The following is a 23082-nucleotide window of genomic DNA, read 5'->3' as shown; positions in this document are numbered from 1 at the left end:
CTCACGCCTTTGTCGTGCCGTGGCAATCGTCAAGGAACAAAGTCTGCAACTCTCTGCCGAGACTTACCTGTTGCGTCAAATGATCGAAGGCGCGCATTCGGATCTTCTCTGCCGTCTGCATTCCAGCCTCGGTTTCAAGCAGCCAGTCGATGAGATCTGCCAGTTCATCGAGTGGTGCTTCGAGAAAATGCGTTCCCGACAGAAATTTGCTTTGAAGCGCAAGCGGCTCGGAAACGACAAGCGCGCGCTGCCAGATTCCTTGCAGCACGATCCTGTGCCACTCGAAAAAGGGCTCGTCGGACTGATGCAGATTGAGGACGATCTTGCTGCGCTGAACAAGGCCAATGGTCGCCTCGCTTTCCAGAATGGCATTGTCGCCGCTGACCAGCGGGCGGTCCCCGTCCGTCAACACGAAGTGGCAGCGCCATTTGGACAGTCTGGTGGCAAGGCGCTCGAAGATGCCGCTTCGGCGTTGCGAAAGATAGCCAATGAAAAACACGTCGATGGGGCGCGTGGACAGCGGCGCATCGAGAACCGGGGGCGTCTGCTTGATTGCCCTTTCGAGAGACCTCAATGCCGTCACATCCGGCAGGGTTTCCTGAACCGCCAGACGTGCGAAATCCTTCACGTATCCGAGCGGCAGGTAGGTGGATGGCAGTTTCAGGTGGGCCAGAACCGCGGCGGATTGCAGACTGATATCGAGGACCGCGGCAGCCGTGCGAATGGCTGGCAACCCGGCCTTGAACCAACCCGTGTGCAATTGCTCGACATTGAGAAGCACCGCCCCGGCGGCCCAGTGCATGGGCACTTTCCGCCCCTGAAACTCGATAACAAAAAACTCGTGCGGTGCGACGATGATCGCGACCGCGTCCGCAGAATGCCTCGACTCTGCCTTGACGCGAAAGAACTCGTCCTCATGGCAAAGGCGCGCCGCAAATCCGGCCTCGATCGCGCCAGCCGTCACAAGCTCCGCAATCTCGCGCATGAAGATGTTGCCGCGCGAGTGGACGAAAACATCCATTTTGGCGCCACGTGCAAAGCGGGGCCATTGATGGTGCTCAAGGTTTGCCCTGATGGTCTCTTCGGCTGCTGCAGGATCAAGCTGAAAACGTGCGAGCACCGATTGCAGGGCATGTGGTGCAAACGGATCCGGCAGGGCAAGTCTGCCTTCGGACATCCCATGGCTGACATAGTGAACCAGCGGATTGAACCCTGCTTCAGCAACATCGGGATAGGTTTCGAGGTAGAAGCTGCCGTTGAAGGACGGGCCGGGCTGGTGACCCTTCGTCCATCCGCTTGCGATATAGAAAACAAGCGGATCGCCGACAATGCTGTCGCCGTAGCGTTCGGTGTACCAGTCGGGATCGAAAAGCCCGCTGGCGCGAACAGCGTCCAGGTCCCCTGCAATCGAGGCGGCATCGACAGAGGCCGCCGGTGCCGCGGGCATGCGGTTCTCGATCCGGCCATGGCGTATGTAGTGGAGGACCGGGTTATCGCCTGCATCCGCAACATCCCGGTATCTCTCAAGATAGAAGTTCTGATCGAAACGTTGCGAGGGATTGTGCCCGAGACGCCATCCCGTCGACAGGTAATGAAGGAGCGCGTCGTCCCCGGTCGGCACGCCATACGTGCTTCGGTACCATGTCTCGTCAAACAGGCCCGACTGCCGCAGCACGACGGCATCTTGCAGGATTTCGGGGGAGTGGACCTGATGCTCCGAAATGCTCGCGTCTGCCTTCGGACCTCTGCCTGAAGCGCTTCCGGCATCCGGAAGACCAGGAAGGGCTCTGCCTTCCTCCCGTCCGTATCGGATGTAATGGATGACAGGGTTCATGCCGGCGCGGGCGACATCCACGTTCGCCATGAGATAGGCTGCGCAATCGAAGCGCGGCGATGGATTGAAACCGATGCGCCATCCGGTGTCCAGATAATGCAGGAGTTCGCCTCCCTGCGGCACGTCCGGATAAGACTGCCGGTACCAGCGTGCATCGAACAATCCCGATGCGCCCAACTCGATCACCTGCCGCTCCCGTTCTCGCTGGCGCGCCCGTAGACGCCGAAGAAGCTGCAAGCCGCGACGATACAGTGACGCCATCATTTCGGCCTCGCCACGAGTGTCGCGAAGTCGGATGCCAGTTCGCCGGTTGCCATCATGACATCCTCCATGGAAATGACGGCATTGAGAAAGGCCTCGGCAAACAGATCCCCCTCTCGAAAATTAAAGGCAATGTCGTGCAACATGGGATGCAGGAGCGTTCCGCCATAGGGCCTTTGCCAGATGATGTCGAAGCGCTGTTCCATGCAGGTGATCACCTCACCCGATCGTATGGATTCAGAAGGGTCCACTGCGTCAAAGAAAGACGGAGGCTGATGCTCTATCAGGGGTTTGATGATCCCGTCCGGTGTTGTGCGCATCGTTTCTGACAACATGGACAGAAAGCCGTTCGTTGTCCGCATCTGCGTCTCGGTCCACCGAAAGCGGGTTGGGCCGACATATTCGTCAGCGATCAGCAGACCGTTCGGCTTCAAGGCGCGCGCCACAACATCAAACAGCCGCTCAAGCTCGGTCGTATGATGCAGCGACATCTCGGCAACGATCAGATCGAAGCTCGACTCCGGCAACTCCAGCGCGTTGAGATCGCCAACCCGGTACTCAAACGCATCAATGCCCGCTGAAATTGCCAATCTTTGGGCAGCCTCGACAGAGTCTGGTGAAATGTCGTAACCGACAAGAGCATTGACGATTCCATGGCGGAAAAGACTGCGATCCTGGCGACCTCGACCGCATCCGAGAGATACGGTCCGCCCGACCGGTAACGACAGCCCGAGTTCAGGCAGCATGTCCTTCAAGACGTCGTGAAACGACCTGTCGACAAACCCGGAAATCCGACGATTTATTGTGCGTGATACCAGAGGCTGGGCATTCCAATGGCGCCAGGGCCAACTTTCCCGGACCGGATTGTTCTTGAAGAACTCCTGGACGCGCGCGATGGCAGCATTGTCATCCGAGCCTGGCAAAAACACATGCACTCCAATCATCAACGAAGCCTGGCTGTGTAAAGACGCCAACCACGTGACCGCGCCTGCCAATAAGCCCAGGATTGAAATATCTGTACTATTCACCGGGCGCTATAGCGGTTTTCCGGATCTGCCGCAAACGGTGAGATGCCGCCCGACGTCCCGTATCCGGGCCGCCTGGCAATCATGTGACGGCGCGTGGTGTGGCTGACGCGTGGCCATCCGTCTGTGTCTGGGCGGGTTGGTTGTTGAGCTCATGCCTGATGGAAAGAGCATCGATGACCGACAACAGGGTAAACTCTGCTCCCCCGGATAAAGGCCGCGATGGGGGGATCTCTGTCCCAATCCCACCGTCGCCTGCCTGCAACACATGATCACTGGACAAGATAGTGGACATCATCCACTATCTCCATCGGCGCAATATGTGCCGACCAATGCGAACATGGTGAACAAAAAACAAGGGGAACTGATGTCGCAAACCTCCACGTCGGCCGACGTGGTGCTGTCCGTTCGTCATCTCACGGTGGACCTTCCGCCGGCAATGGAGCGGGCCCACGCGGTCAAGGACATATCCTTCGATCTCCATGCAGGAGAAATTCTCTGCATCATCGGTGAATCCGGATCCGGAAAATCCGTGACCGCCAACACCATCATGGGCCTCCTGTCGCCGGCGATCAAAGTCAGCGCCGGCGAGATCCATTTCAAAGGCATCAACATTCTGGCCGCGCGGGAAGAGGAGATCCGGCCACTGCGCGGTCGCGCCGTCTCGATCATCTTTCAGGATCCGCTCTCGGCGCTCAATCCGCTGATGACTGTTGGCGACCAGATTGCCGAGGTTCTGGCCGCGCATGGGGTGGGAACTGCGGAAAGCCGAAGGGCGAAGGTCCTGGACTTGCTGGAAGAGGTGGGCCTGCCGGATCCTTCCCTGATGCGGCTGCAATATCCCTTCCGACTGTCCGGCGGCCAGCGCCAGCGCGTGATGATCGCCATGGCGCTGGCGCTCGATCCGGATGTGTTGATCGCTGACGAACCGACGACGGCGCTCGATGTCACCACCCAGGCGCAGATCCTCGATCTCATCCGCCGTATCCAGAAGCGCAAGGGCATGAGCGTGATGTTCATTACCCACGATTTCGGCGTGGTTGCCGAGATCGCCGACCGTGTGGTGGTCATGGAAAAGGGACATCTGGTGGAGCAGGGCAGGGCCGATCAGGTTCTCGTGCATCCCGCTCATCCCTATACGCGCCGGCTGGTGGCGGCCGTGCCGCGCATGCGTGCCAGCGCGGACGCTGTCAGCGATGAACCCCCGGTGGTGCTGGAGGTGGAAAACCTGGAGAAGGAATATCGCGGCAGCCGTTCGCTGTTTGCCGCGGCGCGGACGGTCAAGGCGGTCAACAGGGTCAGTTTCCGGCTGCGCAAGGGCCAGACGCTGGGTGTCGTCGGCGAAAGCGGGTCCGGCAAGTCCTCGCTGGGGAAGGTACTGCTGAAGCTTCTGGAGCCGGATGCTGGCCAGATCCGCTTCGACGGGCGCGATATTGCCGGCATGGCGGAGGAAAGCTTCCGCAAGATCCGTCCCTATATCCAGATGATCTTCCAGGATCCATTCGCCTCGCTCAATCCCCGTCACACGATCGGCCGGATCCTGACCGTCGGGCCGATCGCGCATGGCGTTTCAGCGCAGGAGGCGCGGGCCAAGGCGCTCCGGCTTCTGGCGCTGGTCGGTCTCGACGAGCAGGCCTATGACCGCTTCCCGCACGAGTTTTCCGGCGGCCAGCGTCAGCGGATCGGCATTGCCCGGGCGCTGATGTTCGATCCGGTCGTGCTGGTCGCGGATGAGGCGGTCTCGGCCCTCGACGTCTCGATCCAGGCGCAGATCCTCGAACTTCTGGCCCGGGTCCAGCGGGAGATGAAGATCGCGATGATTTTCATCACGCATGATTTGAGGGTCGCGAGCCAGATCTGCGATGAGGTGCTGGTCATGCACAAGGGCATCGTGGTGGAGGAGGGGCCGCCGACCCGCATCTTCCGACACCCGCAGCACGACTATACCCGCAAGCTTGTGGCCGCCATTCCCGGTGCAGACTGGGAACCGGTAGTTACAGCCGTCTGATCAGGAGCACAGCCGAACCGGGGCATCATGCCCGCGAGATGGCTCTCCTCAGGATATCCCGCCCTGTTTCGCTGGCATCCCGCGATGCCGGCGCTCTCCCTGTTTTTCCTATTAAGTAATTGAAATTGCGAAAAAATATCGGATTCCGGCGCGAAAATAGTTGCTATTATCCACCAATTGCCCTTTCATAGCGTCACGAAACTGCAATACGGCATGGATGGAAAACCGGACGGCGGCGCCCGCACAGGGCGTCGGCGAATGGAGCCTCTTTTTGTCCATAGGAACCGAACCTTCATGCGCAAGCCGCCTGCCAGACCGCCCATCGTGCCCGAGGATATCAACATCGATGTTCTCGAGGATACGCTGAGCTTTTACATCCGCACCATCAACCTTGCCGTTTCGCGCGATCTGGACGAGCGGCTGGAGGGGCTGGATGTCGCCAAGGGCACGGGAAAGATCACCACCCTGCTTCTGGTCGATGACTATCCGGGCATCCGCCCTTCGGTGATCGCCCACCTGATCCTGCGCGACCGCTCCGCGATGGGCCGGCTGATCGACCAGATGGAGGGCCACGGCCTCATCCGGCGCGAGGTTTCGCCCGACGACAGCCGGGCCCAGGAACTCTACATCACGGAGGCGGGGGCGGCACTTGCGGTGAAGATCCGAGAGATCGTGCCGAAACAGTCGCGCGATTTCTTCTCCTTCATTCCCGAAGACGAACAGAGGCTGGTCATGGATATCTTGAGACGTGCCTATCGGCGGATTGTGGGGTTGCCATGATCAAGGCTCCCGAAGGATCCGTAGCACTGATTTCCGGAGCAGGCCGCGGCATCGGCCGGCATGTGGCGCTGGAACTTCTGGACCAGGGATGGTCCGTGTCGCTCGGCATGCGCCAGCCCGTTCTGCCCGACTGGACGTCCGGCCGCGAGGAGCGCGTGCATCTGATGGCCTATGATGCCGCTGATGTCACCGGGGAGCTGCGTTGGGTGGACGCGGTGCTTTCGCGTTTCGGCCGCATCGATGCGCTGGTCGCCAATGCCGGCATCATGATCCCGAAGACGGTGATCGAGGCCGATGACGAGGATATCGATGCGATGATGGCGGTCAACGTCAAGGCGCCGCGCCGGCTGGCGAAGGCCGCCTGGGCCGCGCTCTGCGCCACGGGTCGTGGCAGGGTCATCATCCTCGCCTCGCTTTCCGGCAAGAGGGTGAAGTCGGCCGGTGCCGGCAGCTATTCGTTGTCGAAGTTCGCCGCCGTGGCCCTTGCCCATGCCATCCGCCAGACAGGCTTTGAACAGGGTGTGCGCGCCACAGCCGTCTGCCCCGGCTTTGTCGCCACCGACATGGCCGCGGCACTGACCGACCGGCCCGCCGACCGTCTGACGCAGCCGGAGGATCTCGCCCGTATCGTCGCCATGCTGCTTGCTCTGCCGAACGAGGCCTCCGTCGCCGAATTCGCTGTGAATTGCCAACTCGAGGAGTTCTTCTGACATGCCCGGTCCATTTGTCGTTCCCGTCCATGGCGATGCCGAACTGCCGAAACAGGTGGATGTCGTCGTCATCGGCGGCGGGATCATCGGAACCTCGACGGCGCTGGAACTTGCCGATGGCGGCCTGAAGGTTGCCCTGTGCGAAAAGGGCGGCATCGGCCACGAACAATCCAGCCGCAACTGGGGCTGGGTACGCATTTCCCGGCGAGATCCGCGCGAAGTGCCGCTGATGGCGGAATCGCTTCGCATCTGGGCCGATCTCAATCGGCGCACGGGGCGGGAAACAGGCTTCAAGCGCTCCGGCATCGTCTTCACCTGTGCCGACGAGAAGCAGTTCGACGAGCACGAGAGATGGAATCGCAATCTCGAAGGCTATCAGATCGAAAGCCGCATGCTGAGTGCCGCAGAATTCAACGAAAAGTATCCCGGCAACCGGATGAAGATTGCCGGGGCGCTCTATACCGCCGGCGATTGCCGCGCCGAACCGCAGAGGGCAGCGCCTGCGATTGCGGAAGCCGCGCGTGATCGCGGGGCGCATATCCTCACGGAATGTGCGGTGCGCGGCCTGCAATTGTCCGGTGGCCGTGTGTCCGGCGTCGTGACCGAGCGTGGCGAGATAGCCTGTCAGGCCGTGGTGCTGGCCGGAGGCGCCTGGTCCAGCCTGTTCATGGGCAATAATGGCCTCGACCTGCCGCAGCTGAGGGTGCTGAATTCCGTCTTGCGCACCAAGCCGCTCGAAGGCGGGCCGGAAGAAGCGATATGGGCCAGCGGCTTTGCGCTGCGCAAGCGCCAGGACGGCGGCTACACGATCGCTGACGGCACGCAGAACATCGTCGATCTCGTGCCGGCGTCCTTCCGTTACGCCATGAAGTTCATGCCGGCCTTTGCGCACGAATGGCGTTCCCTTCGGTTTCGGCTCGCGGGCCGCTTCTTCGACGAGGCGCGCATCCCGAGGCGCTGGGCACTCGATGAGGCCTCACCCTTCGAATACAACCGCGTGCTTGATCCCATCCCGTCCAAGGCCATGTCGGATGCGGCGTTGAAGCGCCTGTCGGAGGCTTTTCCGGTCTTCAGGAATGCCGAGATCGCCCAGCGCTGGGGCGGCATGATCGACGTGACGCCGGATGCGGTGCCGGTCATCGATGCCATCGACGCGATCCCCGGTTTCCATGTCGCTACCGGTTTTTCCGGCCATGGCTTCGGCATCGGCCCGGGTGCCGGTCGCCTGATGGCGGATATCGTCACCGGCCGCAGCCCGATCGTCGAGCGCCGCGATTTCCGGTTCAGCCGCTTTTCCGACGGTTCGAAGATCAAACTGATCAGCGGCTTCTGACGCGCCCCGCGACCGGCGGCTCTGCCGCCTGTCGCCCTTGCAGACCGGCAGGTGACTGCCGGCGGGAGGCTTACCGCCCGCAGAGGCGGATGCAACGACGTGACATCAAAGACAATCCATCGACAAAAAGGGGAACTGACCATGTCCGATCAATCCAAGCCGTTTACTGCCACCACACGCCGCCAGGCGCTCGGCCTTCTCGCGCTCGGCGCGTCCGGCGCCGTGCTGTGCGGTCTTCCCGGCCTCTCGCGTGCCTTCGCGAAGGAGGCCAAGACGCCCAAGGGGCAGTTGACCATCGGTTTCTCGCAGGAGCCGACCGTCTTCAATCCGCACATGCCGCATATCGAGGTGGATGAAGGCATCCATTTCAGCATCTTCGATCCGCTCTTCTATGTGGACGAGAAGGGCGCCTTCGTCGCAGCGCTTGCGGCCGAGGTGCCGACCGTCGAGAATGGTGGCATTTCCGCTGATGGTCTCTCCTGGAAGATCAGGCTGCGGGACGACGTGAAATGGCATGACGGAAAGCCCTTCACGGCCGAAGACGTCAAATTCACGCTCGAACTGCTGGTCGATCCGAACTTTCGGTCCTGGCGCAAGACTGGCCATGAATATGTGCGCGATCTCACCGTCGTGTCGCCCACCGAAATCACCTGGAAGATGGAAAAGCCCTTCGCGCCCTATCCATCCATCCTCGCCTCCACCTTCATCACCCCGAAGCATATCCTCGGCGCCGCCGCCGATAAAAATACCGCCCCCTACAACAATGCGCCGATCGGCACCGGTCCGTTCAAGTGGAAGGAGCGTGTGGCCGGCGATTACATCCTGCTTGAGGCCAATGCCGATTACTTCGGCGATGGGCCGCATCTGCAGCGGCTGATCTACAAATACGTGCCCGATCTCAACGTCATGTACACGCAGTTCAAGACTGGCGACATCGATGTTGTCGGCCTGCAGTGGATCACGCCTGATCATTATGACGAGGCAAAGGCGCTGCCGGGCAAGGTGGTCACGGTCGTGCCGGGCTCCACGGTCGAATCCTTTACCTTCAACATGGAGCGTCCGCAGTTCAAGGACCCGAAGGTGCGCGAGGCGCTTTACCACGCCATCGACAAGCAATCGATCATCGATGCGCTTTACTATGGTCTGCCGACGCCGACCGAAAGCTATGTGCCGCAGCAGTCCTTCTATTACAATCCGGATCTGCCGAAGCACGAATACTCGATGGAGAAGGCCAAGAAACTACTTGATGAGGCCGGCTGGAAGCCGGGAGCGGACGGCGTCCGTGCCAAGGATGGCGTGAAGCTTTCCTTCACCTGCTCCACCACGGCGGGCAACCACATCCGCGAGCAGGTGCAGCAGTACATGCAGCAGTCCTTCAAGGAACTGGGCGTGGAGATGACCATTTCCAACCTGCCGCCGGCCGTCATGTGGGGTGATTACTGGATGCTGTCGCAGTTCGACACCGTGATCGTCGGCCTCGATTTCCTGACCGGCCCGGATCCCGACACGTCGGATTTCTTCCGCTCTAACTCCAGTCCGGCCAAGGGCGGTTCCGGCCAGAACACCTGGCAGTTCGCCAACAAGGAGGTGGACGAGCTGCTGGCCAAGGGTGGCAGCCTGTTCGTGCCGGCCGAGCGCAAGACCGCCTATCTGAAGATCCAGGAGATCATGCGCAAGGAGCTGCCGTTCCTGCCGCTGTTCCAGTACGCAACGGTGCGCGGCCACAAGCAGGGCGTGGAGAATGTTGTCTTCAACATCAACACGCGCATCGACACCTGGAACGTCGGAAGCTGGAGCCTCAACTGATCGCAGCAAAGGCCGGGCTGGTTCAGTGCCCGGCCCGTCGCGTCGCGACGACCGGCGAGGAAGGCGGGCTCCGCAGGGGCGTGTCTGACGCCGGCCGTCGCCGACGATCCCGAAGGCCTGCCCGAGGTCCGCTCCTGCCGGAATGCGCCTCGGGTCGAACCGGAGCTGACCCCGCATGTTCGCCTATCTTCTCAATCGTCTCTGGCAGAGCCTTGTCCTGCTGGTGCTGGTGTCGATCATCGGCTTTGCCATCCTCAACCTCGCGCCCGGCGGCCCGTTGTCGCAGTTCGCCCTGACCCCCGGCATGACGCGCGAGGCGCTCGATCGCATTGCCCACCAGATGGGGCTCGATCGTCCCCTTCCGATCCAGTATCTCGACTGGGTCTGGCGCCTCGTGCAGGGAGACTGGGGGAAGTCCTACCGCGACCAGAGACCCGTGCTCGACATCATTTGCGGGCATCTGTTCGCAACGCTTCTGCTGATGGTTTCCTCCACCCTCGTCTCGATCCTGATCGGCACCTGGATCGGCATCAAGGGAGCAACGAAACGCTATTCGCTGTTCGACTATACCGCAACGGTGGGCGCCATGGTGGCCCTGTCCATCCCGACCTTCTGGTTCGGTCTCGTCGCCATCTATGTCTTTGCGCTGAAGCTCAAATGGCTGCCCGCCGGCAACATGTACACGATCGGCGATCAGTCTCTTTACGACTATGCGATCCATCTGGTCATGCCGAGCCTCGTTCTGGCGCTTGTCAACATCGCCGTGTGGAGCCGCTACATGCGCACCGCAACGCTTGATGTGATCAATCAGGATTTCGTGCGCACCGCCCGTGCAAAGGGGCTCACGCCACGCCGCGTTCTGGTGAAGCATGTGGTGGGCAATGCGCTGTTGCCGATGATTACGCTCGCCGGCCTGCAACTGCCGACCATTCTCGGTGGCGCACTGGTAACCGAGACGGTCTTTACCTGGCCCGGCATGGGGCGGCTCTTCCTCGATAGTCTCGGCTATCACGATTACCCGGTCGTGATGGGGCTTCTGATGTTTTCAGCCATCCTTGTGCTGCTCGGCAGCCTGATTGCCGACCTGCTGGTCGCTCTCGTTGATCCCCGCATCCGGCTCGGATGAGGCCATGTTCGCAACAGCCGTCATCCCCGAAAGGATAGACCATGTCTGCCACAATGCTCTCCCCTTCCGCCGTCGCTGGCGCGCACTGGTGGCGAAGCCGCACGATCCGGCGCTTCATGCGCCACAGGCTCGCCGTCCTCGGCTTCGTGATGATCTCGGTCATGATCTTCGCCTGTGTCGTCGGTCCGCATCTTCTGCCTTATGACGAGCTCTTCATCGATCTGCGCGCCCGCTTTGCGCCGCCACTCACCGGCGCGCATATCTTCGGCACTGATCCGCTGGGCCGGGATATCGCAGCGCGTCTGTTCAATGCCGGTCGCATTTCCCTGCTGGTCGGCTTCTTTGCAATGGTGCTCTCGACGCTGATCGGCACTGTCATCGGCGTGGTCGCCGGCTATTACGGCGGGCGCCTTGGTGCGGTGCTGATGCGCTTCGTTGATGCGTTTCTCTCCTTTCCCAGCATCTTCCTGCTGCTGGCGCTTGCGGCCTTCGTGAAGCCGAGCCCATTCATGATCACGGTGATCATCGCGGTCACCAGCTGGATGGAAATTGCCAGGCTGGTGGAGGCTGAGGTGCGCTCGCTGCGTGAGCGTGATTTCGTGCTGGCCGCGCGCATGCTGGGGCTGCCGAATGCCTGGATCATGTTCCGGGAAATCCTGCCGAACGCGGTCGGTCCGATCATCGTGGCAGCCACGCTGACGGTGGCGCGTGCCATCCTGCTGGAGGCCTATATCAGCTTCCTCGGCTATGGCATCCAGCCGCCGCTGCCGAGCTGGGGCAACATGCTGAACGGTGCCCAGCAATATCTCGACAAGGCGCCCTGGCTCGCCATCGTGCCGGGGGTGGCGATTACCCTTGCGGTGACCAGCTTCAACTTCATCGGCGACGGCCTGCGCGATGCGCTCGACGCCCGTAGCGACCTGAGTTGAGGGGAGGCCGTCATGACAGCGTTTTCCCCCTTCAATATCACCCTATGGTATGCGACTGCCGCACCGGCCCCGAAAACCGAAAGGCTTGAAGGTAGCGTCAGGGCTGATGTGTGCATCGTCGGTGCGGGCTATACGGGGCTCACGACGGCGCTGGAACTGGCCAAAGCCGGGGTCCGGGTCGTGCTCCTGGAGCGGGAGGAGGCGGGCTTCGGCGGTTCCGGCCGCAATGCCGGCCACTGCACGCCAACTTTCACCCATTACAGCCTGCCGGAGCTTCGGCGGATGTTGGGCGAACCTTGGGCGGAACGGCTGATCGAGCGGCAGACGCGCGCCAATGATCGCGTCGCGGCCATGATCCGCGACTACCAGATCGACTGCGAATGGGTGCAGAACGGCTATGTGATGGGCGCCCCGCATCCTCGCGCACTCGATACGATCCGCGAGAAGGTCAAGACCTATAATGCCGTCGGTGCCCGCACCCGCTTCATCGATCGCGACGAAGTGGCCGATCTCACCGGCAGCCCGCGCTTCCAGGGCGGCTGGCTGCATGAGGAGGCCGGGCATCTCAATCCGCTCGGCTATGCGCGGGGGTTGGCGCGTGCCGTTCTTCAGGAAGGTGCAAAACTGTTCACCGGCTCGGCCGCGACCTCCTGCGAGCGTGATGCGGCCGGCGGTTGGAAGGTGGCAACCCCCGCCGGCCACGTGATTACCGACAAGGTGATCTTCACGACGGGTGCCTATACCGTCGGCGGCTGGCCGAAACTCGACCGCACCTTCAAGATCCAGCGCGTCTTCGTGGCCGCCACGCAGGTGCTCTCGCCGGAAACGCGGGTTCGCGTGCTGCCGAACAACACCACGATCCACGACGGTCGCGGCGATATCTTTGTCTACAAGTACAATGCGGAGGGCCGCATCGTCGCCTCGATGTTCCCCATGGGACGGCGTGGACGTGAAATGGCCTATACGCGACAGGTGATGAGCGAGCGGCTGAAATGGCTGCATCCTCAGATTCGCGAGGAGATCCGCTGGGACTATATCTGGTTCGGCGAACTCGACATGCAGTATCGCACGGTGCCGCGTTTCTACGCTCTGGCGCCCGGTGTCGTGGCCTTGACCGGCCTGTCCGGACGCGGCGTGCCAACGGGCTCCATGCTGGGCTCCATCCTGTCCGAATGGGCGCTGGACAGACCGGAAGGCGAACTGGCGCTGAAGCTGGAGCCGCTGAAGGCTGCGCCCTTCTACATGACCTTCGGCCCGGCGCTGACGCTGCGTTACCACCGTCTGCGTGACAATCTCGCTACCCGCCTTTCCGGCACGCCTCTGCCGCCGCATGCCTGACCTTATGCCCCGCAGCGTGCCGCCGATGCGCATCATCATGAACCCCCTAGGAGACCGCCATGAGCATGCCGATCTACAACATTGCCGATGATATCGACCTCACGCCCGCCATGCCGGCGCAAGGGCGTGACAGCGGTTCCTACCGCCGCCTGATCTGGCAGGACCCGATGGAAAACGGCACAATCGTCGCCGTATGGAAGGCAGAGCCCGGCATCTACAACTATCCCGGCCGCGATCTTGAGGAAACATTCGTTGTCGTCGAAGGCGAGGCGATCTATTCGCAAGCGGGTGCCGCACCCGTGCAGATCGGTCCCGGCGCCATCGTCAGCATCGCCAGAGGCGTGCCCAGCCGCCTCGAAATTCTCTCGCCGTTCCGCAAGCTGGCTACCGTCGTTCCGAAGCCATAGGATCGACCTATCGGGAGCGCTGCCATGCAGGTCAGCGCCATCAGGGTAAACAGTCCTGCGCTGCCCGGATGCGTTCAGAGGGTCTTCTCGAAGGCCTTCAGGATGACCCGTTCCGAGAGCGTCAGATAGTCGCCCATGCGGCTTGCCGCCTCTGCGGACCTGTTGTTCTCGACGAGCGTGACGATCTCGTCATTCATGTCGATGAATGGAGAATGCAGGTCTTCGGGATCTCCGAGCAGCCCGAAGCCGAGCCGCAGTTCTGCGGCGATGCCCGCATAGAACGCATTCAGCCGGGCGCTATCGGATAGATCCACAACGGCTGCGTGAAAGGTCATGTTTGCGCTGCCGACGCCCTGCCAGTCGCTGCGCAGGCGGCAGGACTTGGCCGCCTCGACCGCCTGACGCATCGTTCTGACGGCAGGATGCAGGTGCCATGCCTTGAGCAGGGCGCCGCATTCGATGAGGCGTCTGACGCGATAGATATCGATGATCGAGGACATGCTCGGCACGCTGACGAAGACGCCGCGGTTTGCCTCGTGCTGGAGCAGGCCTTCTTTCGTGAGAAGCCGGAACGCTTCGCGCAGCGAATTGCGGGAAACGTTGAGGCGTTCGCTGAAGGCGGCTTCAGAAAGGCGCTGCCCCGGCTTCAACTCCCCCGAGATCAGCATCGCGCGAATGTCTCTGGCAAGCCTATCCGCAACCGGCAAGCTCTCCGCCATCTCCGTCATGCTGTTGCGTCCCCAATGCTTCCCGTCGGGCCTGTCATGGGTGGCCCGCTGCGTCTGTTCCCTCAACACTTGCCTCCATAGCACAAATGTTTGGCGGCACACACGGAGTCTTTGCCCAAAACTTCATCATATTGCACAGCAATGTATCTATATTGCTGTGCAATATTAAAAGATTGTTCAACGATATTGACATTTCTGAGGAGCATTCCATGATTGAGAGCATGAAAGCATCCGCGAGGGGCGGATGACGATAAACGGAGACATATCATGCAGAAGACCGAGCCTGTGCCGGGCCGCAAGGCTGCGGGAGGCGCGCAGTCCCAGCGCTATGCCCTGCTTTCCGCCATGTTCCTGATGTCGATGGCGGCCGTCGGGCCGGGGTTCATCACGCAGACCGCCACCTTCACCGTGAAACTGGGGGCAGCCTTCGCTTTCGCGATCGTGGTCTCGATCCTGATCGATTTCGTCGTGCAGGCGAATGTCTGGCGCATCGTCGCCGTCACCCGCATGCGTGCGCCGGCAATTGCCAATGCCGCCATTCCCGGCTCCGGCTATCTGCTGGCCATTCTCGTGATCATCGGCGGCCTGTTCTTCAATGTCGGCAATATCGGCGGCGCCGGGCTCGGCCTCAATGCAATGGTCGATCTCGATCCGAAGATCGGCGGGGCTGCGGCCGCTCTGGCCGCCATCGGCATCTTCCTGTCGCGCCGGGCCGGTGTTGCGATGGACCGCGTGGTCTTCGTCGCCGCCTTCGTCAAGCTGGCGCTGATCCTCTATGCGACGGTCGTGTCAGGCCCGCCGGTTGCCGACGCCTTCCATCAGACCTTCCTGCCTTCGACCATCGATTTTGCGACGATCACCACCATCGTCGGCGGCACGGTCGGCGGCTATATCACCTATGCCGGCGCGCACCGCCTGCTCGACAAGGGCACGGCCGGCGTGGAAAACATTTCTGCCATCAACCGCGCGGCGCTGAGCGGAATCGCGATCACCGGCGTGCTGCGCTACATCCTGTTCCTCGCCGTTCTCGGTGTCGTTGCAAGCGGTGTTGTCATCGACCTTTCGGGCAAGGGAGCCAATCCGGCCGGCCAGGCCTTTCATGCAGCAGCCGGTGATATCGGTTTCCGCCTGTTCGGTGCCGTCTTCCTTGCCTCCGCCATGACCAGCATCATCGGCGCGGCCTATACCTCGGTGTCGTTCCTGACGGCTTTCAGACCGGAAATCTCCGAGCGTCAGCGCAACCTGGCAACCGTCGCCTTCATCTGCATCTCGCTCGTCGCCTATGTCATCATCACCACGCCGCCGGCCGCCATGCTGGTCTTCGTCGGCGGCCTGAATGGCCTCGTGTTGCCGATCGGTCTGTCCATGCTGCTGTTTGCCGCCTGGAAGCGCGCCGACCTGATGAACGGCTATCAGTATCCGCGCTGGTTGCTGGTGCTCGGTGCGCTGGTCTGCTGCCTGACCTGGTACATGGCCTACAAGTCGATCGGCCCGATCTTCGCGCTGCTCGGCCTGTGACGGCGCATGTCGCAAGAGAGCGTGGCGACCTTGGCGCGCCACGCTCGCCCCGATGTCGCAAGGCCCGTTGTGATACGTCACGAACAGGCTGCGACGCACATTCCCTTGTCGATGCAATAGCGATAGCAAGATCATTGCGATGACCTTGCCAGGAGCTCAAGGAGAACTTCACGATGGCTGCAATCGATCTGAACAGTGATCTCGGCGAAAGCTACGGTGCCTGGCGCATGGGACAGGACGAGGCCATGCTGGCCATCGTCTCCAGCGCGAACATTGCCTGCGGATTTCATGCAGGCGACCCCGCCGGCATCTACAATACGGTCAAGGCGGCGGCCGCCAGAGGCGTGGCGATCGGTGCCCATGTGTCCTATCCGGACCGCGTCGGTTTCGGCCGTCGCGACATGGATATCGCGCCGGAACAGCTCTTTACTGACACAATCTACCAGATCGGCGCCCTGAAGGGCATTGCTGCCTCGCTTGGCACCACCGTCACCTACGTGAAGCCGCATGGCGCGCTTTATAACCGCATCGCCTGGGACGCCAGACAGGGACAGGCCGTGATCGATGCGATCCTCGCCATCGACGCCGGGCTTGTCCTGATGGGCCTTGCCAATGCTCCCATTCTTGATCTTGCCCGCAAGGCCGGTCTTGCCGTTGTGGCTGAAGCCTTTGCCGATCGCGCCTACACGCCGAAGGGTGAGCTTGTCTCCCGCCGCGAGCCGGGGGCGGTTCTGCATGACAAAGACGAGATCGCCGAGCGCATGCTGCGCCTTGCCCGCACCGGCACGCTTGTTGCCATCGACGGTTCCACCATCGAGATTTCCGCCCAGTCCATCTGCGTTCACGGCGACAGCCCCGGTGCGGTCGACATTGCCGAAACGATCCGCCAGCGTTTCGAACGCGAGGGCGTCGCCATCCGATCTTTTGTCACGGGAGCCTGAGACGATGGCCACTCCGATCGATTTTCGGGCACATGTCGATACGCCAGCTGCCCGAAAGGCCCGCGCCACCTATCGCCAAGACCGTGTCGAGCCGACATCCGGCGTTCCCTTCGCGATTACCCATGCGCCGGGCTGCATATCCATCACGGACATTCCCGATTCCGCCTATCACGCCTGAGAGCCCGATGCGTATCCTCCCCGTCAGCCTTACCGTTCTCCTTGTCGAACTCGCCAGTCTCCATGAAACGCTGGCGCTGTTTGCGTCTTTGTCGACTGAACCCGTCGACGGAATCGAGGAGATGGTGCCGGCCGCACGCACGCTGATGATCCGGTTCCGGCCGGACACGATCGATGCCGCTCGTATCGCGGAAGCGCTTGCAGCACGCGATCTCTCCGCCGCGCCGCCGGCTGCCGGACAGCTTGTGGAGATTCCCGTCCGCTACGACGGTGAAGACCTGAACGATGTGGCAGCGCTGACCGGCCTTGGCGTCGATGAGGTGATCCGCCGGCATACCGAAAGCGAATTTGCCGTAGCCTTTTGCGGCTTCGCGCCCGGTTTCGGCTATCTTGTCGGCGGCGATCCGGCACTTGCCGTCCCGCGCCGCCAGAGCCCGCGCACCCGCATTCCGGCGGGCTCGGTGGCGCTTGCCGGTGCGTTCAGCGGCGTCTACCCGCAAAACAGCCCGGGCGGCTGGCAGATCATCGGCACGACGCCGCTCAAGATGTGGGATATCGACCGGGAACCCGGCGCGCTGTTGCAGCCTGGCTATCGCGTTCGCTTCCTCGACATGGCCAGGACCGGCAGGACTGTTTCCCTTGCGCAGACGCCGCGCAAGGCAGAACGGCAGCCGGACCTCTCCGCTCCACATTTCGAGGTTCTGGCTGCGCCGATGCCCGCGCTGTTTCAGGATCTTGGCCGTTTCGGGCAGACGGGGCAGGGGGTGTCGTCGTCCGGAGCGCTCGACCGCAGCGCCTTCAATGCCGCGAACCGTCTTGCCGGAAATCCCGCCAACACGCCGTGTCTGGAACTGACGCTCGGCGGCTTCGCGTTCAGGAGCGCTGCCCGCGCCGTCATCGGCCTTGCCGGCGCGCCGTGCCCGATCACGATCGAGACCGCTGCCGGAGCCGTATACGGCGCTGAAGCCTATCGCCCGATCTCTCTGGAGCCCGGCGATACCGTGCGGCTCGGCCAGCCTGTGAAGGGCATGCGCAGCTATCTTTCCGTGCGCGGCGGCTTCGATGTCGAGCCGGTTCTTGGCAGTTTCGCGACCGATACGCTGGCTGTCGTCGGCCCGAAACCCGTGGTGACGGGCGCCGTTCTGACACTGAAGGGCAGGACCGCCGGTCTTGCCAGCGTCTCGCTCGACGAGGCTCCGGCCTTCGAGCCTCCCCTGGCCGGCGAGATCGTGACCCTCGATGTCGTGCTCGGTCCGCGCACCGACTGGTTCACGCAGAAGGGACTGGAAACCCTGAGTGCCCAGCTCTGGACGGTGACGCCCCAATCCAGCCGGGTCGGTATCAGGCTTGCCGGTGACCTGCCGGTCGAGCGCAGGGACACCGCCGAACTTCCGAGTGAGGGCACGGCGACCGGCGCCATCCAGATTCCGCATAGCGGCCAGCCGGTGCTCTTCCTCGCCGATCATCCGCTGACAGGCGGCTATCCGGTCATCGGCGCGGTTGCGGACTACCACCTCGACCTTGCGGGCCAGATCCCCGTCAACGCCAAAATCAGGTTCCGACCGATTGCCCCCTTCGCGGAGATTTCGGCGACCGGAACCAACGACATCTGAGGAGAGCAGCGATGAAAAAAGTTCTGATCGCCAATCGCGGCGAGATTGCCGTGCGCATCATCCGCGCCTGCCGCGACCATGGTATCGGATCGGTCGCCGTCTATGCCGATCCCGATTGTGATGCGCTCTTCGTAAGGCTGGCCGATGAGGCCTACGCACTGGAGGGCGTGCGCCCGGCCGAAACCTATCTCGACATTGCCAAGCTGATCGCCATCGCAAAGCGGGCCGGCGCTGACGCCGTCCACCCCGGCTATGGCTTCCTGTCGGAGCGTGCCGAGTTTGCGCAGGCCGTGCTCGATGCCGGCCTTATCTGGATCGGCCCCGACCCGCATGTGATCGAAACGCTCGGCGACAAGGTCAAGGCGCGTCATATCGCTACCAGTGTTGGCGCGCCGCTTGTGGCCGGCAGCGACGGTCCCGTCACCTCGGCTGCCGAGGTTGTCGCCTTTGCAAGAACGCATGGCCTGCCTGTTGCTATCAAGGCCGCCCATGGCGGCGGCGGGCGCGGGCTGAAGGTGGCCTGGAAGATGGAGGAGATCGCCGATCTCTACGAGTCCGCCGTGCGCGAAGCCACCGCTGCCTTCGGGCGTGGTGAATGTTTCCTCGAACGCTTCCTGGACCGGCCCCGCCACATCGAGGCGCAGGTTCTGGCCGACAAGCATGGCAACGTACTGGTGGTCGGCACGCGGGACTGTTCGCTGCAGCGCCGTAACCAGAAGCTCATCGAAGAGGCTCCGGCGCCGTTCCTGTCCGCCGAGCAGCGGCAGAAGATCCATGATGCGGCAAAGGCGATCTGCGCGGCTGCGGGATATTCGGGTGCGGGCACCGTCGAGTTCCTGCTTGGCGTCGACGGCACGATTTCCTTCCTCGAAGTCAATACGCGCCTTCAGGTTGAACATCCCGTGACCGAGGAAACGACGGGAATCGATCTCGTCATCGAGCAGTTCCGCATCGCGGAAGGCCGGACGCTGAGTATTCTGGAGACGCCGGAGCCGCGCGGGCACGCGATGGAGTTTCGCATCAATGCCGAGGATCCCGGTCGTGGTTTCCTGCCGACACCCGGTGACATTGCCGTCTTCGATCCGCCATCCGGACCGGGCGTTCGCCTCGACAGCGGTGTTGTCAGCGGTTCCTCGATCCCCGGTGTGTTCGATTCCCTCGTGGCGAAGCTTATTGTCACGGGCGCCGACCGCGATCAGGTGCTGCGCCGGGCCCGGCGGGCGCTTTCGGAGTTTCGCATCGAAGGGGTGGCGACCGTCCTGCCGTTCCACCGCGCCGCAGTTGAGGCGGATGACTTTACCGGTGCTGACGGCTTCAAGGTTCACACCCGCTGGATCGAGACGGACTTTGCCGCCATGCCCGACGCTATGGAGCGCCCTGTACCTGCCGACGATCCGTCGATGACGCGCACATGGCTGGAAATTGATGGTCGGCGGGTCTCGGTCGGCCTGCCGAGCATCCTGCTGTCCAGCCTGGGGGCGGCAGGACGCAGTCAGAATGGCATGACGGGTCAGTCTGCGCAGACCCCGTTGGATGGCGTAGCTGCCCCGGTTTCGGGAACCCTGCAGACCTTCAAGGTGGAGGACGGCGCCACGGTTGCCGAAGGCGATCTTCTGGCCGTGATGGAAGCGATGAAGATGGAAACGCAGATCACCGCGCCCAAGGCCGGAACGGTTCGGCTTCTGGTCCAGCAAGGCGCTTACCTCCAGGCCGGCAGTCTTCTTCTCAGGCTGGAATAAGCGCGGAGCCGGGGCATCCGCCGGAACCGCGCAGGCAGGGCAGTGACGGGTATGGTGGACCACATCTCCCGTGAGATCAGTCTGCCGAGGGGGACACGCGTTCCCTTTGCCTTCCCTCACGCCCTCTCCGACCGCAACGGCAGGTCAAGGCGCGCAGGAGGCGTATTGCAGCGCAAGCCGCATACCGTTCGTCTCGATAACGGGAACCCGAAACCCGTAGATTGCTTCCAGCACTTCGGTGCGCATCACCGTCTCTGGCGTGCCATCCGCGGCGATCATGCCGTTCTTCATCGCGATGATCCGGTCGGCACTCGCCGAGGCGTGGTTGATGTCGTGCAGCACGATGACGATGGTACGGCCGGTTTCGTCGACCAGTCGCCTGAGTTCCAGCATCAACTGGCGAGCGTGATACATGTCGAGATTGTTCAGGGGCTCGTCGAGCAGGATATAGTCGGTGTCCTGGCAATAGGTCATTGCCACCATCACCCGCTGCCGCTGTCCGCCGGAGAGGCGGTCGAGCGAACGGTTGGCAAGCGCCTCAAGCTCGAAGCGGGCGAGCGCCTCCTCGACCATCGTCCGATCCTGCGCCGTCATCCGTCCGCCGCTGTGCGGAAAGCGGCCAAAGCCCACCATGTCACGCACGCTCACGCGCGGCGGCGGGCCGGAATCCTGCCGGAGGATGGCGATCTTCTTCGCGAGCAGCTTGCCGGGTGTCGATTCCACCGGCAGTCCGTCGATCGTCACCGAGCCGTCTTGCAGCGGCAACAATCGGGCGGCGAGCGATAGAAGGGTCGACTTGCCGGCGCCGTTCGGGCCGACCAGCGCGGTGAGACCGCCTCTCGGGAGCAGGAGGTCGATGCTGTCCAGCACGCGCTGGCCCTCACGAACGAGGCTTACGGATTTGATTTCGATCATCGGATGCGCCTCGCAAACAGAAGCAGGATGAAGACGAGGCCGCCGATGAAATCGACAACGACCGAGAGCGTTGAAGCCTGGCCGAGGCCGTGTTGCAGGAGCGTTTGCCCGCCGACGAGAACGATCACGCCGAGCAGAATTGCGACGGCGAAGAGAGTGTCATGCCGTCGCGAGACCGTCAGCCGTTCGGCGAGGGCTGTGACCAGCAGACCTAAAAAGGTAACGGGGCCGACCAGCGCGGTGGAGACGGCTACCAGCAGCGAAACGACAAGGAGGTGGATCATCACCGTGCGGTTCCAGGTGACACCGAGCCCGATCGCCGTGTCGCGACCGAGCGCTGCGATATCGAGCAGATGTCGGCGGGACAGGAGGAAGCCGCCCGCAATGACCGTGACGAGCACCGCAATCAGCAGCAGGTCGATCATCGGCGAGGAGAAGTTTGCGACCATCGCCCTTTGCGCCACGGCAAACTCCTGCGGGTCGATCAATCGGGCGATGAGACTGGTCATGCTGCGAAAGAGCGCACCGATGATGACGCCCGCCAGCAGCATCCGCGTGAGGTCCATCTGGCTCTTCAGTGCCGGCCGCAGGATGATCATTGCGAGCAGCATCAGGGCTGCGGTTTCAGCGCCGAACTTCAGAAGCGGCGAGAGGGAGACATAACCCAGCCCGCCCAGTCCGAAGACGAGGGCGGCCTGTCCGAACTGGTAAAGCGCGTCGAGCCCCATGATCGAGGGCGTGAGAATGCGATTGCCGGTGATCGTCTGGAAGGTGACGGTCGAAAGTGCAATGGCGATGGCGACCGTCACCAGGGCTGCGAGCCTGATGCCTCTCAGTTCCAGCGCCAATGCGATGTTGCCGCGCAGGTTCACGCCCATGAAGGCGGCCATCGTCGTGAGCGCCAGGCCGAGGAGGAGGGCTATGACGATCCGATCACGCATCGCGTCGCTCCTGAAGGACGAACCAGAGGAAGACGGCCGGCCCGATCACCCCCATCACGGTGCCGACGGGGATCTCGTAGGGAAAGCGGATGATGCGCCCCGCGATGTCGGAGGCAAGCACCAGGATTGCCCCGCCCAGGGCCGTCAGGGGCAGCGTGCCACGCAGATTGTCACCCGAAAGGCGTGATACGAGGTTCGGTACCACCAGCCCGACAAAGGGAATGAGCCCGACAACGACGACTGACAGTGCCGACATGACGGACACCAGCACGAGTCCGATCTGGGTCATCCGGCGATAGTCGATGCCGAGACTGGTCGCCTGCGCCTCGCCGAGCGCCATGATCGTCAACCGCTCGGCAATCAGCATGGCAACGGCGACGATGACGACGGCGACGAAAAGCAGTTCGTAGCGCCCCCGCAGCACGCCGGAGAATTCGCCATTCGTCCAGATGTCGAGATATTGAAGGAGATCGTTTTGCCAGGCGACATAGGTGACGGCCGCTCCCACCACACCGCCATAGACCATGCCGAAGAGCGGCACGAGATGCGGTTGCTCCGGTGGCAGGCGGTGGGCCGTCGAAAGAAAGAGCGCGGTGCCTGCAAGCGCACAGATGCTCGCAACCAGCGCCTTCATGCCAAGGCCGGCGGCCGGCAGAAAGAGTGTGACGATCAGGATGCCAAGTGCGGCGCTTTGTGCCGTGCCGGCGGTCGACGGTTCAACGAAGCGGTTGCGGGTCAGCGTCTGTAGGATCTGCCCGGCGACGGCAAGGCCTGCACCGCAGAGCACGGCGGCCAGGGTGCGCGGCAGCCGGCTGATTGACAGCAGATCGGCGAGCGGTACGCTGCGGGCCGTTGATGAAAGCGAGATCTCTTCGACGCCGATTGCAAGGCTCGCAACGACGAGAAGCGCCAGGCAGAGCCCGGCGCTCATAACCACGCGGCGATGCAAGGGA

Annotated in this window: 20 protein-coding genes; 14 read left to right on the top strand and 6 right to left on the bottom strand. The window is 62.5% G+C overall.

Annotation, left to right across the window (positions count from 1 at the left end):
* Position 1: 1 nt before the first annotated feature.
* Both FNA46_RS05090 and FNA46_RS05085 read right to left on the bottom strand, forming a co-directional pair.
* Positions 2 to 2020 (bottom strand): hypothetical protein, encoded by a 2019-nt coding sequence (locus FNA46_RS05090; RefSeq protein ID WP_142881253.1) that lies wholly within the window; start codon positions 2018 to 2020, stop codon positions 2 to 4.
* A 74-nt stretch (positions 2021 to 2094) separates the two neighbouring features.
* Entirely contained in the window at positions 2095 to 3039 is a 945-nt protein-coding gene (locus FNA46_RS05085) for a class I SAM-dependent methyltransferase (protein WP_142881252.1), read from the bottom strand.
* Positions 3040 to 3487: 448 nt separating this feature from the next.
* Here FNA46_RS05085 and FNA46_RS05080 point away from each other — a divergent pair, with 448 nt between their 5' ends.
* From FNA46_RS05080 to FNA46_RS05040, 9 genes are all read left to right on the top strand, one after another.
* Positions 3488 to 5128 (top strand): ABC transporter ATP-binding protein, encoded by a 1641-nt coding sequence (locus tag FNA46_RS05080; RefSeq protein WP_142881251.1) that lies wholly within the window; start codon positions 3488 to 3490, stop codon positions 5126 to 5128.
* Between the two features lie 294 nt (positions 5129 to 5422).
* A complete protein-coding gene (locus tag FNA46_RS05075) occupies positions 5423 to 5908 on the top strand; it encodes a MarR family winged helix-turn-helix transcriptional regulator (protein ID WP_142881250.1) in 486 nt (161 codons plus the stop codon).
* The gene (locus FNA46_RS05070; RefSeq protein ID WP_142881249.1) at positions 5905 to 6618 is read left to right on the top strand and encodes an SDR family NAD(P)-dependent oxidoreductase; all 714 of its coding nucleotides are present in this window, start codon (positions 5905 to 5907) and stop codon (positions 6616 to 6618) included. The genes FNA46_RS05075 and FNA46_RS05070 overlap by 4 nt, the downstream gene beginning before the upstream one ends.
* A gap of 1 nt (position 6619) precedes the next feature.
* Positions 6620 to 7951: an NAD(P)/FAD-dependent oxidoreductase gene (locus tag FNA46_RS05065; protein WP_142881248.1), complete on the top strand. Its 1332-nt coding sequence runs from the start codon at positions 6620 to 6622 to the stop codon at positions 7949 to 7951.
* Positions 7952 to 8092: 141 nt separating this feature from the next.
* Positions 8093 to 9757, top strand: coding sequence for a peptide ABC transporter substrate-binding protein (locus FNA46_RS05060; RefSeq protein WP_142881247.1), 1665 nt, complete (start codon positions 8093 to 8095; stop codon positions 9755 to 9757).
* A gap of 175 nt (positions 9758 to 9932) precedes the next feature.
* Complete coding sequence (locus FNA46_RS05055) at positions 9933 to 10883, top strand: ABC transporter permease (protein ID WP_142881246.1); 951 nt, start codon at positions 9933 to 9935, stop codon at positions 10881 to 10883.
* A 41-nt stretch (positions 10884 to 10924) separates the two neighbouring features.
* A complete protein-coding gene (locus tag FNA46_RS05050; RefSeq protein ID WP_142881245.1) occupies positions 10925 to 11812 on the top strand; it encodes an ABC transporter permease in 888 nt (295 codons plus the stop codon).
* Between the two features lie 12 nt (positions 11813 to 11824).
* Entirely contained in the window at positions 11825 to 13150 is a 1326-nt protein-coding gene (locus FNA46_RS05045; RefSeq protein ID WP_142881244.1) for an NAD(P)/FAD-dependent oxidoreductase, read from the top strand.
* Positions 13151 to 13209: 59 nt separating this feature from the next.
* Positions 13210 to 13557 (top strand): cupin domain-containing protein, encoded by a 348-nt coding sequence (locus FNA46_RS05040; RefSeq protein ID WP_142881243.1) that lies wholly within the window; start codon positions 13210 to 13212, stop codon positions 13555 to 13557.
* Positions 13558 to 13631: 74 nt separating this feature from the next.
* Here FNA46_RS05040 and FNA46_RS05035 read toward each other — a convergent pair whose 3' ends face one another.
* Positions 13632 to 14285: a GntR family transcriptional regulator gene (locus tag FNA46_RS05035; RefSeq protein ID WP_142881242.1), complete on the bottom strand. Its 654-nt coding sequence runs from the start codon at positions 14283 to 14285 to the stop codon at positions 13632 to 13634.
* Between the two features lie 267 nt (positions 14286 to 14552).
* Between FNA46_RS05035 and FNA46_RS05030 the strand changes: the two genes are divergently transcribed.
* From FNA46_RS05030 to FNA46_RS05015, 5 genes are all read left to right on the top strand, one after another.
* On the top strand, positions 14553 to 15803 hold the full coding sequence (locus tag FNA46_RS05030) for an NRAMP family divalent metal transporter (RefSeq protein WP_142881241.1): 1251 nt from the start codon (positions 14553 to 14555) through the stop codon (positions 15801 to 15803).
* 173 nt (positions 15804 to 15976) lie between these two features.
* The gene (locus FNA46_RS05025) at positions 15977 to 16744 is read left to right on the top strand and encodes a LamB/YcsF family protein (RefSeq protein WP_142881240.1); all 768 of its coding nucleotides are present in this window, start codon (positions 15977 to 15979) and stop codon (positions 16742 to 16744) included.
* A 4-nt stretch (positions 16745 to 16748) separates the two neighbouring features.
* Complete coding sequence (locus FNA46_RS25935; protein WP_185969740.1) at positions 16749 to 16922, top strand: hypothetical protein; 174 nt, start codon at positions 16749 to 16751, stop codon at positions 16920 to 16922.
* 7 nt (positions 16923 to 16929) lie between these two features.
* Positions 16930 to 18534, top strand: a complete 1605-nt coding sequence (locus FNA46_RS05020; RefSeq protein WP_142881239.1) for a 5-oxoprolinase subunit B/C family protein — start codon at positions 16930 to 16932, stop codon at positions 18532 to 18534.
* Between the two features lie 11 nt (positions 18535 to 18545).
* Positions 18546 to 20273: an acetyl/propionyl/methylcrotonyl-CoA carboxylase subunit alpha gene (locus FNA46_RS05015; protein WP_142881238.1), complete on the top strand. Its 1728-nt coding sequence runs from the start codon at positions 18546 to 18548 to the stop codon at positions 20271 to 20273.
* A 144-nt stretch (positions 20274 to 20417) separates the two neighbouring features.
* Here FNA46_RS05015 and FNA46_RS05010 read toward each other — a convergent pair whose 3' ends face one another.
* Genes FNA46_RS05010 through FNA46_RS05000 form a run of 3 tightly spaced genes read right to left on the bottom strand, consistent with a single transcriptional unit; the run spans position 20418 to position 23060 of the window.
* Positions 20418 to 21188: an iron ABC transporter ATP-binding protein gene (locus FNA46_RS05010; protein ID WP_142881237.1), complete on the bottom strand. Its 771-nt coding sequence runs from the start codon at positions 21186 to 21188 to the stop codon at positions 20418 to 20420.
* Positions 21185 to 22129 carry an iron chelate uptake ABC transporter family permease subunit gene (locus FNA46_RS05005; RefSeq protein ID WP_142881236.1) on the bottom strand — a complete coding sequence of 315 codons (945 nt, stop codon included), beginning with the start codon at positions 22127 to 22129 and terminating at the stop codon, positions 21185 to 21187. Before FNA46_RS05005 ends, FNA46_RS05010 begins: the two co-directional genes overlap by 4 nt.
* Entirely contained in the window at positions 22122 to 23060 is a 939-nt protein-coding gene (locus FNA46_RS05000) for an ABC transporter permease (protein ID WP_246102862.1), read from the bottom strand. The genes FNA46_RS05005 and FNA46_RS05000 overlap by 8 nt, the downstream gene beginning before the upstream one ends.
* Positions 23061 to 23082 lie beyond the last annotated feature (22 nt).

The organism is Affinirhizobium straminoryzae, from assembly GCF_007004135.1.
Classification (GTDB): Bacteria; Pseudomonadota; Alphaproteobacteria; order Rhizobiales; family Rhizobiaceae; genus Neorhizobium; species Neorhizobium straminoryzae.
The sequence above is the reverse complement of the archived record's forward strand: the minus strand, read 5'-3'. Positions and strand labels throughout refer to the sequence as shown.